A 17,379-nucleotide genomic window follows, 5' to 3' on the forward strand; every position below is an offset into this window, starting at 1 on the left:
AATGACAATAAAACAGAATGTTATCTATATATTGATTGCCGTTTTATGGACGGCTGTGTTTACCAGTTGTGAATCCTTTTCTGACGCTGACGGTGTTACGGATATTCGGTATCTGAGTGCGCAGGTGACGATTTCTTCCGATACGTATGAGACCACCGGTGAAGGACTCACGCTTTCTTTAACCGATGTGGATAAGGGCACGGTGATCGAAAAAGCTTTGACGGGATCAACCATTGCGCTTGATGAAATTCTCCCCGGCATTTATAATTTGTCGGTTTACGGATCGACAAAAGATGCGGAAGGTCGCGATATTTACCTAAATGGCGAACATACCAACTATCCGATTGTCGAGAATAATAAAAAGATCGAAGTGGAAATGAAAGGCTCGTTATTGGGACCGGTCATCTTTAAAGAAATCTTCTTTTCAGGAACGGCCAATTTCTATTTCCGGAATCAGTTTTACGAGGTGTATAATAATTCCGATGAAACCGTTTATCTCGATGGCTTGTATTTCGCTAATTTATATCCTACGACGGCTTCGACCTTCCGTCCGATATGGCGGGAAGAAGACAAAGGCGATTATGTCTATGCCGACCGGATCTGGAAGTTCCCGGGCAACGGCACCGATTACCCTTTGGCTCCGGGTGAGTCGTGCGTCATTTCACAATTTGCCGCCAACCACAAACTCCCGCAATACAACCCTAATTCGCCTGTCGACGGTACTTCGTCGGAGTTCGAATTCAATATGAATAATCCAAATTACCCCGATCAACCGGCTCCCGACATGGTGCATGTGTTTTACGACGGAAAAGCAGGTAAGGGAGGATCTCCGCAATATCTCACGTCGGTATTCGGCGGAGCGTTTGTATTGTTCAAGCCGTTGGATGAAAACTATGATCCCGTAAACGATAAAAAGTGGCAAGCGATAGACCAAGATGATTATTATGAACAGATACTTGCTAAAATCCCTTACAGTTATATCTGGGATGCGGTGGAAGCCGGGCCTAACGAATCCATGCTCAAAGGTAAGCGGGTACCCGGCGTGTTGGATGCGGGTATGACCTATGTCGGTGACATTTACAATTCGTTGGGTGTGGCGCGCAAAAAGATCGGCGAGAGAGCCGACGGTACTCCCCGCTTGCAGGATTCGAATAACAGCACAAATGACTTCGAGCATGGTGTTACACCGCAATTCCGCCGTTACGGAGCGAAGATGCCTGCATGGAATCATACTTTAACAGGAAAATAACGAAGAAGAAAATGAACGTAAAAATAACTCTACGATATTATAGTGTAACATGCGCCTTGCTTTTATTACTCTCGATGGGGGTCGCGGCGCAAGAAGCGGACAACGGACTTTCTCCCGCCGCGCTCGAATGGATGAAAATAAACGGATTGTGGAGGCAGACGCCTAACGCGGCTGGAATGCTGCTCGGCGATACGGCAGTGTACAGTGAACTGAGTGCCGGATTCGATACTTATCGCGGATCATTCCGGCGTCCTGAACAGGGCGATCAGGAAAATAATCTGACTTTTTCGGCCGAAGGGGCGGAGAAGTTAAAGAAGACCTATGTCTGGGGACGATTCGATTACTCTCGACAAACCCTGCGCGGCGCTCTTTATAATGCTTCATTGGTGGATCCTTTTCGCGGTATGCCATATTATGTTATCGACCAAAATGCCAGCGACTGGAACAACCAGCGCTATGACCTTGCTTTTAAAGCCGCCTATCCTGCTTCGTCTAAAATCCTGTTCGGAATTGAAAGCTCCTACAAAGCATGGATTGGCGCTAAACAACGCGATATTCGCGTGGATTCCCGCTTTTACACTACCGATGTGAAACCTTCTGTGGTTTATTCCGTCACTCCCCGCCATCATATTGGCTTCAACTTGCATTATTACAATTTGAAAGAATACTCGGAGATGAGTGTCGTGAATCTGTATATCCTTCAGGATGCGTATGAAATGTACGGCTTGGGCAATGCCCGTAAGAATGCCGGCATCAATAACGGGCGTGAAGGTGTATATATCGGCAACAATGTGGGTTTCGGTATCCAGTACGCGTATGATGGCGCGGTACGATTCCTGTTGGCTTCGGACTTTGACAAGAAAGTCGAAGACGCGCAGATAGGGCAGATGACTCCGCGTGACGAAGGTACGGTTAAGGATGTGCAATGGCGCACGCGCTTGCAGGCTCTGTATAAAGGACAAACTTGGTCGCATGCATTCACGCTCGAATACGATTACCGTCATATCGACGGAATAGAATATGTTACGATGTTGAACGATTCTACGGGATGGGATAAGCTGCACAGCGATGTCCGATCGAAATACCGTACACAACGAATAGGTGGAGGATATACACTGTTTGGTAACGGTTCCGACGGATACCGTAAGCAGATCGGCTTGGACATGATGTATACCAAGAAACAAGACGACTATCTATTACCCGCTTCCCGGTTGGATTATGAAAATCTTCTCCTTACTGTGCAGGCCAAAAGAAATTATCTTTTATCGGCCCGTCTCCAAAAGCGGCTGTTGGTGGGTGCTTCGGTTTCTTATAACTTTAATTTGTCGGGAAATTACCGGTATGACGGAAACTATCCAGACTATCCTAGTGTTATAGGATTGATGCAGTCCGATATTGACTATCTTTCGGCCGATTATTCTTTGGGAAGTATTTCCGCTACTTATTCCCAGCGGGTCAACACTCATTCCGGCGCAACGGCTTTTGCTAAGGCCACTTTTACGTATTCGCGCGCCGAAGAAGAGGTATTAGGCAGTCGTACTTATCTACAGCTTAGTATAGGATGTAATTTTTAAATAATGATAGAATGAAACGTACCTCGTCCATTTTTCTTTTATCCCTGATTCTCCTGGGGGGATGCGGCGCTCCACGGCAAGCAGTCCTTCTGCAAACGGCCGGAATGCAAAATGCTTATGAACGGTATTTCATCGATTCCATCCTGCAATACGGGCTTGACCATGAAGCGTTATATACGATGCTCGGGTCGGTAAAACCGATGAGTTCCCTGGTCTCTTTCTCTTTTCCTGTGGCGAATACCGACACGGTATCGTCGGTGAAGGCCGATGTCGTGGATCGAAAACAGCAGGGAGCTTCGCTCGACCGATTGTTTGTCATTCAGCAAGCATTGAATAAAATAGATCTTCCCGATCTGCGTTTCGTGATGCTTCCTTATCGTGCATCGTATGAAGGCGATCGCATTATGCAGATCAATGTCGTCCGCGTGAGCGCCCTCGACAGTTTGCTGAAGGTGCGGGAAAGTTTCTTCGGCCAGTTCGGGCTGGTGCCGGGCGCCGACCCTGCGGTCGTGGTGAATACCCTCGAGTTTAACGACCGATACGAACGCCTGCGCGGATACGGTTACCTCTTCGGGTATCCCGATTATGCCGTCGATTTCTTTGTGAAGGCTTTTCAAGAAGATGATGTAACCGGGAACTTCGTGGAGAGAAACTTTTTCCAGATTCCTACTCAAACCCGCGAAGACGGGTATTTTGTGTATGCCTATCCAAAAGGTCATACGCCTACAGTGGAACCGGATTCGGCTATTTACTATAAAGCTCAACGGATTTTAAACCGGTACCGCGATATTCGCGACAATTATTTGAATGCCGACAGCACGTTGCAAGCATATAACCTTCTCCGGGATCATGCCGCACCTGCCCGACGCTAGCAGCCGCTCGGCTAAGATCGGAACCGTTACGGCACTTGCACTGATCATTGCCAATATGATCGGTACGGGGGCTTTTACCTCTTTGGGTTTTCAATTGAAAGAAACAGGCCGCCCGGCCGTGGTGCTCGCGCTGTGGATTGTGGGCGGGGTCGTGGCCTTGTCGGGCGCGTTTAGTTATGCGGAGGTGGGGACGGCCATTAAGAAATCGGGCGGTGAATATACGTTTCTATCCCGTATCTATCATCCGTTGGCCGGATACCTGTCGGGCTGGATTTCTTTGACGGTAGGCTTTGCCGCGCCTATTGCGTTATCGGCGATGGCAGCGGTTGCCTATTTTCCCTTATCTACGGGAAGCGGCAAGTGGATAGCCGTCGGACTGATTTTCCTCGTCACGCTCATCCATACCCGGGGCGTTAGATCGGGTGCACGCTTTCAACGAATCGCCACCTTACTGAAAGTGATTGTTATGGTGACCTTGATCGCTGTGGGGTTGGCATTGCCGTCGGAACAGTCACCCGCAACGGTCTTCCCCCGGCCTTGGTTCTCGGGTGTCGATCCGGTAGCCTTTGCCGTGCTCCTTATTTATGTAAGTTATTCTTATTCGGGATGGAATGCCGTCACGTATATCACGGATGAGGTGCGCCGCCCTTCCCGTACACTTCCGGTAAGTCTGGTTGGCGGCGCGTTGATTGTGACGGTGTTATACACCTTACTGCAATATGTATTTCTGAAGCATGTGCCGGTTGGAGAGTTGAGCGGCGTGTTGGATGTCGGTAATGTCGCTGTGCAACGGATGCTGGGTGATGGCGCCGGCCGATGGTTTGGTGTTGCACTCTCATTATTGCTGGTCTCGGGCATTAGCGCTATGGTGTGGGTCGGCCCGCGCGTGACATCGGGGATGGGCGCCGATTATCCGATGTGGCGTTATTTCCGCTCGCAACCCGGAGAAGTACCGGTGCACGCTTTATGGCTTCAGTTTTTTATAGCTTCGGCATTGTTGTTGACCGGAACGTTCGAGCAGATTATGATCTATTGCGGGGTGTTGCTGTCTGTTTCCACCATGATGACGGTTTTCGGGACGTTTATTTTGCGGCGGAAGCCTGCCTTGGGAGATGGAAAACAGTATAAAAGTCCGTTGTTCCCGTTGTTTCCGCTCATCTTTTTGTTTTTTTCCGTCTGGATGATTGTATTTGTGGTGATTCGCAACCCTCTGGAGACCCTTATCGGCTTGGGCAATTTGATGGTGGGCGCCGCGACTTGGTTTTGGGGTAAAAAAAGATAAAAAATCGGGTTCGGGAGAAATTTACCTCACGAAGTTTGTCACATCTCTATATTATAAAGGTGGATTTTATTGTATAACGTCTTGCGATCGATTTGAAGAAGGCGAGCGGCAAGCGATTTATTCCCGTTCGACTTCTCCAGCGCCGTAAGGATGCGTTGTTTTTCATCTTCGGGGGCGGCATGTAACGGCTGAGGGGCGGTGTCGGCGTCATTTCCGCTTCTTTCCGGCAATAGCGGCAAGCTTTCGGGGGTAATCGCCTCGTCTTTGGCAAAAAGTACCGAGCGGCGAATCACATTACGCAATTCGCGCAGGTTCCCCGGCCACGGGTAGCGTTCGAGTTTTTTTAAAGCATCGGGAGAGATACGTGTCACGTTCCTGTCGAGTTCGATGTTGGCTTCCGATAAAAAGAATTCGGCATACAGGCGTATGTCCGCTACACTCTCACGCAGGGGCGGCACCTTGATCATAAACTCGTTGAGCCGGTGATAAAGATCTTCGCGGAAGGTTCCCCCGGCAATGGCTTTTTCCAAGTTTTCATTGGTGGCGGTAAGGATGCGGACATCGACTTCGAGGTCGTTTGCCGTACCTACGGGCCTTATTTTCTTTTCTTGGAGGGCGCGAAGCAGTTGCATTTGTACACCATACGGAAGGTTTCCCACTTCGTCGAGAAAGAGCGTACCGCCGTTTGCTTCCCAAAAGAAGCCTGTTTTGTCCTCGATAGCCGAGGTGAAAGAGCCTTTTTTATGGCCGAAGAGCTCGCTGGGCGCCAGTTCCATCGACAAAGCCCCGCAATCTACGGCGATAAACGGTCCGTCTGCCCGGGCGCTCTTTTCGTGAATAAGGCGCGCCACATGCTCTTTGCCCGTACCGCTTTCGCCGGTAATCATCACCGCCATTTGCGTCGGCGCCACTAAATCGATATGACTGTACATCTGTTCGAGGGACGGGCTTTTACCCCTGACGGTCGCTCGGCTGGGCTTCAAAAGCTTTTTAGCCTGTTTCGGGGCCTTTTTCTGTGATGAAGAGGAAGAGGCAAACGCCGATTCAATCTTTTGCTTCAGCACCGTGGGGTTGACAGGCTTTTCCAAAAAGTCGGAAGCGCCCAACTTGATGGCGGCCACCGCCGTTTGCACCTCGCCGTAACCGGTCATGATGATAACCGGAATATCCAATGCTTGTTGTTTCAGCCATTCGAGCAGCAGGATGCCGTCGCCATCGGGTAAACGAAGATCGGACAGGATGATGTCGATCTTATCCGATACAATGTATTGCTGAGCGGCGCTCATGCTTGAAGACAGATGCACGGAAAACTCGTTCCGTTCGAACCACTTATGCAACATGGTTCCGAAACTTACATCGTCTTCTATAATTAAAATTCTTCCGTTCATTCGTTCATTGACTTTCCTTTAACGCGAGGTAAAGTTAATTCATTTATCCATAATAAGCTATTATTCGCCCTGTGGATTTATGAAACCTAACATTTCATTCCCCCCGATTAAGTTTTTTTACCGATATAGTTGGTTTCTCATGAACAAAAAGTTACTCCGAGGTTGCACAGAGAATTTTTAAGAGCAAATTGTGTTTTTTTACTCTGGAAACTCCGGGAACCTCCGTGCATCTGGGGGGAACAGTTTTTTTTGCAGATAATGTAATGATGAAATTTGTCCAACAATGATTGGGTAAAATCGGTTAGTAGTGGTTATATTTGAAGAAAATTTGACGATTTATGATGATAGAGGAGCGAGAAATCGAATTTGAGTCACGTATAAAACGTGTGCAGCAAATAATTAACGACAAACAAGCGGATGCTTGTATCGTGGTAACGGGAGTCAATCATTATTACCTGACGGGGCGTATCGTAGACGGATATCTGTATATTCCGGGCGAAGGCAAGCCGCTGTTGTTTGTGAAGCGGCCGTTGGGCATTGAAGGCGATGGGGTCGCCTACATCCGCAAACCGGAACAAATACCCGATTTGTTAAGGCGAGATAACCGCTTTTTACCCAAAAGGTTGCTTCTCGAAAGCGAGGTGGTGTCTTTTGCTACGGCTTTGCGCTTGCAAGCGGCATTGGGAATGCCTGAAATAGGGAATGTATCGTCCGACTTGCGGCGTATCCGCAGTGTGAAGTCGGCCGAGGAACTCGATGAGATGCGGGCGTGCGCACGGATCCATGCGTCGGTGTACCGCCAAATTCCATCGATCTACCAAAAAGGAATGACCGATATCGATTTTCAAATCGAATTGGAACATGCGATGCGTCGGGCCGGTTCGCTCGGCATTTTCCGATCGTATGGCGAAAATATGGATATTTTTATGGGAAGCATTCTTGCCGGTGATAATGCCGCCGCAGGTTCGCCTTACGATTTTGCGCTGGGCGGACGGGGGGCAAGTGCGTCGCTACCTCTCGGGGCGAGCGGTGTGGCGTTGACGCCCGGGCTTACCCTGATGGTGGATATGGCAGGTAATTACCGCCCGGTGATGAGCGATATGACGCGGACGTTTGTTATCGAACGGGTCGCCGACGAAGCCTACCGCGCACATCAGGTGTCCATCGATATCCACACGGCCATCATGGGAATGGCCAAAGCGGGCGTTCCCTGCGCAGAACTTTATCTGCTGGCGGAACAAATGGTGAAAGAAAACGGACTGGAAGCTTATTTTATGGGAACCAAGCAACAGGCTAAGTTCATCGGGCATGGAGTGGGGTTGGAAATCAATGAGCCGCCGGTACTTACCGCCCGTTCGAAAGAGGTGTTACAACCCGGTATGGCTATTGCCGTGGAGCCTAAGTTCGTCTTGCCGGGTATCGGGGCCGTAGGAGTCGAAAACACCTACATTGTGCATGAGAAGGAGTTGGAAAAGATTACCCTTTGCGAAGAATCGTTGGTCGTTTTATAAAACACGGTGCGGGATACGTATCTTTCGTCTCTTGTCTTTCCTCTTTGTTCTTGATTTCAAAATAAAATCGTACTTTTGTACCGCAAATTCAGGGACACACAAAAAATATGAAGAGGAATTCGGTCGTTTTTTCGGTTTGGATCGTCGTGATAGGAGCCTTACTCTTCACGACGGGTCTTGGCCGTGTACATTTGTTCGATTGGGACGAAATTAACTTTGCCGAGTCGGCTCGTGAGATGCTGGTGAGCGGAGATTATTTGGACGTGCAGATCAACTTCGAAACATTTTGGGAGAAACCGCCGCTCTTTATCTGGATGCAGGCGTTTTCCATGAAACTGTTCGGCGTGAATGAATTCGCCGCCCGTTTTCCGAATGCCTTGGCGGGCATCATCACCCTGCTGGTGCTGTTCTTTATCGGTAAACGGTTGCGTGACGAGTCGTTCGGCCTGCTTTGGAGCTTATTGTATGCCTGTTCGTTTCTGCCGTTCTTCTATTTTAAATCGGGCATTATCGACCCGTGGTTCAACTTGTTTATCTTCTTGGGAATTTATTTCATGATCCGCTACACTTTGCCGGAACATAATGACCGGCAAGGTCTTCACGCGGTACTGTCGGCGTTTTTTCTGGGACTGGCCACACTGACGAAAGGGCCGGTAGGATTTTTGATTTTCGCCTTGTGCTTCTTTGTGTTCCTCGTGCTGCGCCGCTTCCGGATCGACTTCCGCTGGAAGCATGTGCTGGCGTTTATCGGCGTCTTCGCCATTGTGGGCGGGCTATGGTTTATCTTGCAGATAGCGAACGGTCACCTTTCCATCATCCAAGACTTTATTGTGTATCAAATACGCTTGTTCCGCACCGAAGATGCGGGGCATGGCGGCTTCCCCTTCTATCATTTTATTATCCTCTTTTTTGGCGTATTCCCGGCATCGATCTTTGCCGTGGCGACTTTCCGAAAAGGCGTTCTGCGCATCGAAGAGAATACCGGTATGGCGCACTTTTTCCGTTGGATGATGATTACGTTGTGGGTGGTACTCATTCTCTTCAGTATCGTGCAGACGAAAATTGTGCATTATTCGTCGATGTGCTACTTTCCCATTACGTTTTTGGCGGCGTGGTATATCGATAAATGGACGAATGGCGATGTGAAAATAGGAAAAGGAATTATTATCCCCTTGATGATCGTAGGAATCGTTGTCGGATTGGCTGCTTTCGCCATTCCTTTTATCGACGCATGGAAAAGCTTGCTCATTCCGTATATCGGGGACGAATTTACGCGGGGCAACCTGCAGGCTATGTCGAGCTGGATAGGTTTTGAATGGCTCTTTGGTGTTGTGCTGATAGCCGCCGTCATTCTTTTTGCAGTATTCCTGAGGAACCGGCCGAAGGCGATCTTTACCTTATTGGCGGGATGCTTGGTTTTCATCTATGGCGGCGTGTTTTTTATCACCCCGCAAGTGGAGAAGTACAGCCAGCATGCTGCCATCGAATTTTATCAGAGGAAACGCGGCGAAGATTGTTATATTTTGCCGCTGCATAAGAGCTATGCGCATTATTTTTACAGCGACCGGCAACCCCAAAACACCAATACCGACCGCGAATTCCTGCAACGCGGGGCAATCGACAAGCCGGCGTATTTCGTGCTGAGGAATCAGCAGCGTGAAGTGGACGGTTTTGTGTCGCAAACGGTCGATGCGATGAAGCTGTATGATAAAAACGGATTCGCCTTTTACGCCCGTTATCCCAAATAGATTTTTATTCGATGAGACAAAACGACAAGAACTTTCTTTATTTCGGTATTCCCTATGCTCTGTTCTTTTTCGGAGTGCTCGCTCTGACACTGGCTTACAGCAAATCGGAATTACACATGGCGCTCACCGCGAACTACTCGCCGGCCATGGATTTGTTTTTCCGCTATTTTACCGAGATGGGGGCCAGCATACCGTATGTGATGGTGGGTGTACTTCTTCTATATCGTTTCAGGGCTTCGTTGTACTTATTGGGATCTTTGTTGATCGGCGCATTGATTACGAACGGGTTGAAGCGGATATTTAGTATTCCGCGCCCCAAAACATACTTTTCGGGCAACTTCCCCGATGTGGTATTGCATCAGGTCGAGGGAGTAGGGGTGCATGCGTGGAACAGTTTCCCTTCGGGGCATACCACGGCGGCTTTTGCCATGATGGCGTGCATCGCGTTAATGGCGAACAATAAATACGTGTCGATGCTATGCATTGTGTTGGCAGTGTTGGCGGGATATTCGCGCATCTATCTGTCGCAGCATTTTGCCGAAGATGTGCTCGCCGGATCGTTTGTGGGCTTCACTTGCGCCCTGGCGCTTTATCCGATGTTCCGGAAAATGAATGTGCCCGGCGGTTGGGCGGATGAATCGTTGCGCAGTGTGGTGAGAAGAAACGAAAATCATCAAAACTAACAGAACATGATAAACGGAAAGAAAATCGTGGTGGTCATGCCGGCTTACAATGCCGAAAAGACATTAGAACAAACGTATAATGAGATTCCTTTCGATATTGTCGATGACGTGATCCTGACGGATGACTTCAGTAAGGACCAAACAGTGCAAAAAGCGCGCGAATTGGGTATCCGAGAAGTGATTATCCATCAAAAAAACAAGGGATACGGAGGGAATCAGAAATCGTGTTATAACCGAGCATTGGAACTGGGCGCCGATATCGTTGTGATGGTGCATCCCGACTACCAATACACGCCCCTGTTAATTCATTCCATGGCTTACATGCTGGCCAACAACGTTTATCCGGTGGCGTTGGCTTCGCGCATCTTGGGCAAGGGCGCGTTACGTGGGGGGATGCCTCTCATTAAATATATTTCGAACCGGTTTCTGACTTTTTTCGAGAATCTGCTGCTCAACCAAAAACTGTCGGAATATCACACGGGCTTCCGTGCTTTTTCGGCCGACGTGCTGCGGCGGATTAACTACAATGTTAACTCGGACGATTTTATCTTCGACAACGAGATGCTGGCGCAAATATTCTACTCGGGCTATGAAATCGGTGAGATGACCTGTCCGACGAAGTATTTTAAGGAAGCCTCGTCTATCAACTTGCGACGCAGTACCAAGTATGGCTTCGGTGTGCTGGGCGTGGCCGTCAAGTACCGCTTGTGCAAGTGGGGATTGATGAAGTCGCGGTTGTTTTCGTAGGATTTTTGTAAGTCGGCCGTCGTTTCGAAGAAATCCGAAGGAACGTTTATCCGGTATTTAGCCGATTAATAAGCCATTCATTTTAGGGCTTAAAACCGATAGGAGAAGGTTTCGAAGTACCCGCAACCGTTTCAGACATATCTGCAATTATTTTGAAAGGGCCATCTGCTTTTTTTGATGCGTTTACAAACTTTTTTGAGATGCCGTTCAACATTTTTACAGGATCTGGAGGCATTTCGGAAAATTTAATTGCTTTTTTATTATAGTCGATTAACAAGAAAAGTGATATGGAAGACGCAGATGTATATGGACTGCTATATTTCATCCTATACGCAGTTGCTCCGCAAGACTGGAAATGGAAATCCGGCCCTTCAAGCCTTTCAATAAATACAAAATACCCGATTAAAAAATAAGCCTGCACGACAATGATGAAAAATTGTGAATAATCCTAAATCGTATATACACTTTCAAGAGATAGTCTCCATAAAACAGAAAATAAGATATGTTTTTAAAGAAAAGCATCAACTTGAAGTATTTTGGTGCCTTTTTCAATCAAAAATACCATAATCGAGGTATTTCTCTATTAAAATTAAATCTTAACTTTGCGATCGTTTAATGTTTAAAAGATCATTATTACTATGTATAGAAGATAAAGAGACTATAATAATTTATCGGTACTACATCTTTACAGATAATAAAATAGAAATATTACATCATAAAGCAACTTAAAACAATGCGTCCATTAAATTCTTTGTAGTTTAAAAGCATCGCTATAAGTAAGCTAATCATTATTTTCGAATGGCATTAGAGATTGATTTAGGAGGAGAAAGTATTTTTGCAAAGCGTATAGAAAGGCGTAACGAATCAATATACATTAAATTATTTGATGAGTATTACAAGTCTTTGACGGCAGTTGCTTTCAATTATGTGTTGGATAGAGATGTAGCCGATGATATAGTGCAGGAGACATTTATCCATTTATTTTATAATATTGAAAAAATAAGTGACGTAAAGAATTTAAAAGGTTACCTTCGTGTTTCAGTTCGCAATAGGTGTATAAGTTATTTAAAACAATTGGATATTGAAGATACCCATAAAATTTTGTATCAAAGAGAAATGGAATTAATTGGAGATGACGATTCCGATACGGAAGAATTGAGTGTAGTCGTAAATCAATTACTGGAAGTGCTTCCAAGATCATGCAAGCAAATTTGTAAGCTCAGATTTTTAGACGGATACAAAATAGAAGAAATATCAAAAAAATTGTCCTTATCTAAGAATACTATTAAAGTTCAAATTCACAGAGGAATATCAAAAATTAAAAACGGTGTGCCTGACGGAGTTACTTTATACGATTGGGTTTCTAAAAAAGTATGAGGCTATTCTTCTTTTAATCTAAATAGGAATGAAAATAGATATTAGTATCCTTCTCGAAAAAATAAATGAGAACCTTGATGAAAATGAAGAAGTCATGTTTCAGAATTGGTTGGCTGCTGATGAAAGGCATCGGGATTATTTTGAAAACTTAAAAAAGAACATGGCTCAATCTTCTCAGAAGGAAATAAAATTAAGGAAAAAGGACAAACAAAGGTATCGCAAACAGTTCATTAACCGGCTTCGACTCGCTGGTAGAAAAGAGGAAAAATCTAAATCTTTAACTTTTAAAGTTCTTTTTAGAGTGACTGTAGCCGCTTCGTTAGTTTTACTTATTGTAAGCATTCCTTTTTTTATAGGAAAAGGAGAAAAAGAAGCCCCTCTATTTTCATCGGTTATTGAATCCTTAGAGAGTCCTATTGATCTTGAAAAAGAAAGTTCACTTCCTATTGAAAAGAAACATAAAGTTTCAAATAAGCGTGTACGATTAATTACGGCAAAAGGTGAACAACTGTCTCTAGAAGAAATGGAATCGAGCAAATCGTTAGCACCCCAATCCTTTAAACTTAACAGAGATAAAAAAGGATTGACCTATTCGAAAAAGAATATATTAAATAAAGAATCGACGTTAAATACATTGGTAGTCGAACGGGGAGCCGAATTTCATATTACCCTAAGTGATGGAACAAAAATACATCTTAATTCGGATTCGCGATTGAAGTATCCCACCTCGTTTAATGAAAAAGAGCGGAGAGTTTACCTCGAAGGCGAAGCTTATTTTGAGGTTGCGAAAAATGTAAACAAACCTTTTATTGTGTGCTCCGGTTTAACCGAGGTCGAAGTTGTGGGAACCCAATTCAATGTGAATTCTCGTAATCCTGAATCTATTAAAACAACTCTTGTTTTAGGATCCGTTATTGTAAAATCTGAAAAAATAGAACCGGTACAATTAAAACCCGGATTTACGGCTGTTTTGAATCCAATTGAGGGGATATTAGATGTTGGGAATAAAGATATTCGATGCTATATAGGCTGGAAAACAGGAGATTATTTATTCGAAAGCACTCCCTTATCGGATATCTTGAATGAATTGGCAATTTGGTATGACTTAACGATTGATTACCAAACAAATGAAGCTGATAACGAAATATTTACCGGTAGCCTTTCTCGAAATCTTCCGATTGCCAATCTGATCCAATTAATCGAACAAACAAATTATTTGAATATAGAGTTAAAAAACAAGACTCTCATCGTCAAAAACAGAACTATTTAAAATACTATTTCGTCTAGAGTATCCGTTAGTGGCTTCCGGTAAATAGCTACTCATACACAATTCTGTTGCCCTATAAGAGGCTCTCTCGAAAGTAGAGATAGGACTGATCTTATTTACAATTTATAAATTATCTCGTGCCGATTAGATATTTTTTCGGAAAATTTGTTGCTTAAAGAATAAATGTTTTCTCCTTTTGTAAACCTTTTCGAGGGGAAAATTCGTCCTAATAGTATATTAGGCAACTCTGACATCTATTAAGAAAATGTAAGGTTATCAATTCTTGTAAACGTATCTATAGGATATTGAAATCGTATAACGAATAATTTATATTAAGCAACGACAACAAAGATGAAATTGTTAAACAATCGTTTTATGAAGAAAATTAGTGTATTTGTCTTTTTGTTTGTTTTTGGGTTATCCTCTTCGATTTTTGCCCAAAAGCAAACCGGGCCGGAAGAAAAAAGAGTGACACTTTCTCTTAAAAATCAGAGTGTCGTTGAGGTATTTAAGGCAATTCAGGTGTCAACCGGATTGAATTTTATTTATAACGACAAAGATTTTAGTGATGTGAAGGAATTAAATGTGGAAGCGAAGAATGAAAAAGTGAAAGATCTATTGAAAAGATTATTCTCCCAAAAACAGATCACTTTTGAATTTACGGATAATACAGTAGTCGTACGTTCTGCAAATATCGTTTCAATAACAGGAATTGTGAGGGACAAAAACACTAAAGAAGTATTGCCGGGTGCTAACGTTTTGATTGTCGGAACGTCAAAAGGAACTCAAACAAATATTGACGGAACTTTTACCCTGTCTTTCGCCAGGATGAAGAATAATAAAATAGCCATTAGTTTTTTAGGATATGCGACCAAAGAGGTTGATGTTAACAAAGATGGATATTATGCAATTGAATTACTTGAAGATGCTCAGTCATTGTCGGACATTGTCATAACCGGAATTTTCAAAAAGTCTAGAGAAAGCTATACGGGCGCTATCAGCACCATTACAGCAGATGAAATTATTTCATATCGAGGACAGAATCTGCTTCAAACCCTGAAAAATATTGATCCGGCTTTCAATATAGCAGAGAACAATCTATTGGGAAGCAATCCTAACAGGCTACCCGATATTACCATACGCGGCAACTCATCGATGTCGACAAGTGTAGAAGAATTCAATGCGGGGAACAAGAATAATCTGAATACTCCGCTGATTATCATGGATGGATTTGAAATTTCGCTGACAAAATTAATGGATTATAACGATGAAGAGATTGAATCGATCAACATACTGAAAGATGCAGCAGCTACGGCTATCTATGGTTCACGAGGCGCTAACGGCGTCGTGGTTATTGTATCGAAACAACCGCAGGCAGGAAAACTAAAAGTGTATGCACAAATAGGCTCTATCGCGGAAATCCCCGACCTATCTTCTTATAATTTGATGAATGCAACTGAAAAGTTAAAACTTGAATGGGAAGCGGGACTGTATAACGCCGAAAATCCGGAAAGGGATATTCTTTTTAAAGAAGCTTATTATAAACGCTTAAAATCCACTTTAGAAGGTGTCGATACCTATTGGCTAAATCATCCTTTACATACCGGTATCGGACAGAATTACAATCTGCGTTTCGAAGGAGGCGGTAAGGAGTTTCGCTGGTCTGCTTCCCTTGGTTACAAAGATATACAAGGAGCTATGATTGGCTCTGAGCGTAAAACATTTAATGGGGGCATTACCCTGTCATATACGTATGAGAATTTTATTTTCCGCAATTATACAAGCATTGGACGCAATAAAAGCAAGGAAAGCCCATACGGAAGTTTCAGCAGTTATGTGGAACAACAGCCCTATAATACACCTTATGATGCCGAAGGAAAGATAATCCGCTATTTTGATGATTGGGACGCTTGGAGCGGACAAATTCAGAATCCGTTATATGATGCTACATTGGTTAATAAGGAAGAAAGCAGATATACCGAGATTATCAATAACTCGTCCGTCGAATGGAAAATACTCCCCGAGTTAACGCTTCGTGGACAATTTGGCATTCTTCACAACGACAACACCTATGATAAATATCTCTCTCCGAAAAGTTCCGCCTTTATTAACTACGAAGGAGACCGGGTGTTACGCAGAGGGTCTTATGCATTTACAACGGGTAAGGATAACACATTTGAGGGAAACCTGACATTGAGTTATTCTAAAATATTGAAGAAAAAGCATTCGTTATATACAGGTATAGACGGATCTGCCGCTCAAAGCGATGGATATTCTTATTATTTTAATGTAGAAGGATTTCCCAATGACAAACCGTTCATAGGTAATGCTCTTCATTACCCACAAAACGGAACCCCCTCAGCGGTAGAGAGTAAAATACGGCGTGTTGGGTTGGTCGGAAATCTTAATTATGTTTATGATAACCGTTATTATACCGATTTTTCATTGCGGACAGATGGAAGTTCTCAGTTCGGAGCCAAAAACCGGTTTGCTACTTTCTGGAGTACCGGTGTCGGATGGAATATTCACCGTGAAACCTTTTTTAAAGAAAATGAATTTATCAACAATCTACGGTTACGTTTATCGTACGGTCAGACAGGATCTCAAAAATTCCAACCTTGGCAAGCGCTTTCAACATTTGAATATTATACGGATAAAAAATATGGCATACGAAGCGGAGCATATTTGAAGGGATTAGGAAACGAGAACTTAAAATGGCAAATAACTTCACAATATAATACAGGATTGGAATTTGCCATCTTGAATAATCGAATTAAAGGTAATTTTGATTATTATTCTAAGGAAACAAATAATTTACTCTCTTCCATGAGCTTACCATATTCTACCGGTTTTTCTTCTTATATGGAAAATATCGGAGTGGTAAGAAATACCGGCTATGAAATTTCGCTAAACGGATATTTGATCCGAGATGAGCAAAAAGACATTGTATTGATATTATCAACGAAATTAGCATATAATAAAAATAAAATCATCCGGTTATCGGATGATATAAAGCGACAAACCGCCGAATATCTAAAACAAGACAAAGATATTGCTTATTTATTTTATGAAGGCCGTTCGCAGAACGCTCTCTACGCAGTACGGTCATTAGGAATTGATCCGAGTAGCGGGACAGAAATATTTTTGGATAAAGAGGGAAATTCCACCTATGAATGGAATCCTTCGGATAAAGTTTATTTAGGTGTAAACGAACCTCTTTATAATGGGAATGCCGGACTGATGTTTTCATGGAAAGATTTGACTATCAATCTTTCGTTCGGATATCATTGGGGTGGAAAACAATATAATGCTACATTGTTAGATAAAGTAGAATTGACGGCAAATGCAATCAGGAGTAGGAATGTGGATAGGCGCGTACTCTCGGATCGGTGGCTGCATGAAGGCGATATTGCATTTTTCAAAGGGATTTCAGATACGGAAACCCGGGCAACCTCCCGTTTTGTTATGAGTGATAATGTATTCGAGATGCAAGCAGCCAGTTTACAGTATAAATGGAAAGCCCTATACTTCCGGAAAATAGGAGTACAGATTGTAACTTTGGGTGTGAATGCGTCCGATCTATTTTATATTTCTTCGGTGAAACGAGAACGTGGGACTGCCTATCCGTTTACACGGACGGTAGGAGCGAATATTTCTTTGTTGTTTTAAATTTCTAATAAA

Annotated in this window: 13 protein-coding genes; 11 read left to right on the plus strand and 2 right to left on the minus strand. The window is 44.1% G+C overall.

Annotated features, from left to right (window positions below; translation table 11 throughout):
* The first annotated feature begins 7 nt into the window (after positions 1-7).
* Genes ABNK31_RS00185 through ABNK31_RS00200 form a run of 4 tightly spaced genes read left to right on the plus strand, consistent with a single transcriptional unit; the run spans position 8 to position 4,977 of the window.
* Positions 8-1,249 (plus strand): DUF4876 domain-containing protein, encoded by a 1,242-nt coding sequence (locus tag ABNK31_RS00185; RefSeq protein ID WP_418895445.1) that lies wholly within the window; start codon positions 8-10, stop codon positions 1,247-1,249.
* An 11-nt stretch (positions 1,250-1,260) separates the two neighbouring features.
* Positions 1,261-2,823, plus strand: a complete 1,563-nt coding sequence (locus ABNK31_RS00190; protein WP_418893769.1) for a DUF6850 family outer membrane beta-barrel protein — start codon at positions 1,261-1,263, stop codon at positions 2,821-2,823.
* A gap of 11 nt (positions 2,824-2,834) precedes the next feature.
* A complete protein-coding gene (locus ABNK31_RS00195; RefSeq protein ID WP_418893770.1) occupies positions 2,835-3,695 on the plus strand; it encodes a hypothetical protein in 861 nt (286 codons plus the stop codon).
* On the plus strand, positions 3,631-4,977 hold the full coding sequence (locus ABNK31_RS00200; protein WP_418893771.1) for an APC family permease: 1,347 nt from the start codon (positions 3,631-3,633) through the stop codon (positions 4,975-4,977). Before ABNK31_RS00195 ends, ABNK31_RS00200 begins: the two co-directional genes overlap by 65 nt.
* Before the next feature lie 38 nt (positions 4,978-5,015).
* Here ABNK31_RS00200 and ABNK31_RS00205 read toward each other — a convergent pair whose 3' ends face one another.
* Positions 5,016-6,365 carry a sigma-54-dependent transcriptional regulator gene (locus ABNK31_RS00205; protein ID WP_418893772.1) on the minus strand — a complete coding sequence of 450 codons (1,350 nt, stop codon included), beginning with the start codon at positions 6,363-6,365 and terminating at the stop codon, positions 5,016-5,018.
* A gap of 386 nt (positions 6,366-6,751) precedes the next feature.
* Here ABNK31_RS00205 and ABNK31_RS00210 point away from each other — a divergent pair, with 386 nt between their 5' ends.
* From ABNK31_RS00210 to ABNK31_RS00225, 4 genes are all read left to right on the plus strand, one after another.
* Positions 6,752-7,876: a M24 family metallopeptidase gene (locus ABNK31_RS00210; protein ID WP_418893773.1), complete on the plus strand. Its 1,125-nt coding sequence runs from the start codon at positions 6,752-6,754 to the stop codon at positions 7,874-7,876.
* A 107-nt stretch (positions 7,877-7,983) separates the two neighbouring features.
* Positions 7,984-9,624 (plus strand): ArnT family glycosyltransferase, encoded by a 1,641-nt coding sequence (locus ABNK31_RS00215; protein WP_418893774.1) that lies wholly within the window; start codon positions 7,984-7,986, stop codon positions 9,622-9,624.
* An 11-nt stretch (positions 9,625-9,635) separates the two neighbouring features.
* A complete protein-coding gene (locus ABNK31_RS00220) occupies positions 9,636-10,307 on the plus strand; it encodes a phosphatase PAP2 family protein (protein WP_418893775.1) in 672 nt (223 codons plus the stop codon).
* Between the two features lie 6 nt (positions 10,308-10,313).
* Entirely contained in the window at positions 10,314-11,054 is a 741-nt protein-coding gene (locus ABNK31_RS00225) for a glycosyltransferase family 2 protein (protein ID WP_418893776.1), read from the plus strand.
* 82 nt (positions 11,055-11,136) lie between these two features.
* Here ABNK31_RS00225 and ABNK31_RS00230 read toward each other — a convergent pair whose 3' ends face one another.
* The gene (locus ABNK31_RS00230) at positions 11,137-11,379 is read right to left on the minus strand and encodes a hypothetical protein (RefSeq protein ID WP_418893777.1); all 243 of its coding nucleotides are present in this window, start codon (positions 11,377-11,379) and stop codon (positions 11,137-11,139) included.
* Between the two features lie 473 nt (positions 11,380-11,852).
* On the opposite strand from ABNK31_RS00230, the gene ABNK31_RS00235 reads away from it, so the two are divergent.
* The 3 genes from ABNK31_RS00235 to ABNK31_RS00245 all read left to right on the plus strand — a co-directional run bounded on the left by ABNK31_RS00235 (position 11,853) and on the right by ABNK31_RS00245 (position 17,367).
* The gene (locus tag ABNK31_RS00235) at positions 11,853-12,431 is read left to right on the plus strand and encodes an RNA polymerase sigma factor (RefSeq protein ID WP_418893778.1); all 579 of its coding nucleotides are present in this window, start codon (positions 11,853-11,855) and stop codon (positions 12,429-12,431) included.
* 28 nt (positions 12,432-12,459) lie between these two features.
* Positions 12,460-13,701, plus strand: coding sequence for a FecR family protein (locus ABNK31_RS00240; protein WP_418893779.1), 1,242 nt, complete (start codon positions 12,460-12,462; stop codon positions 13,699-13,701).
* A 372-nt stretch (positions 13,702-14,073) separates the two neighbouring features.
* A complete protein-coding gene (locus ABNK31_RS00245) occupies positions 14,074-17,367 on the plus strand; it encodes a SusC/RagA family TonB-linked outer membrane protein (RefSeq protein ID WP_418893780.1) in 3,294 nt (1,097 codons plus the stop codon).
* The last annotated feature ends 12 nt before the right edge of the window (positions 17,368-17,379 follow it).

The sequence above is a fragment of the Limibacterium fermenti genome, assembly GCF_041902845.1.
Taxonomy (GTDB): Bacteria; Bacteroidota; Bacteroidia; order Bacteroidales; family Dysgonomonadaceae; genus Limibacterium; species Limibacterium fermenti.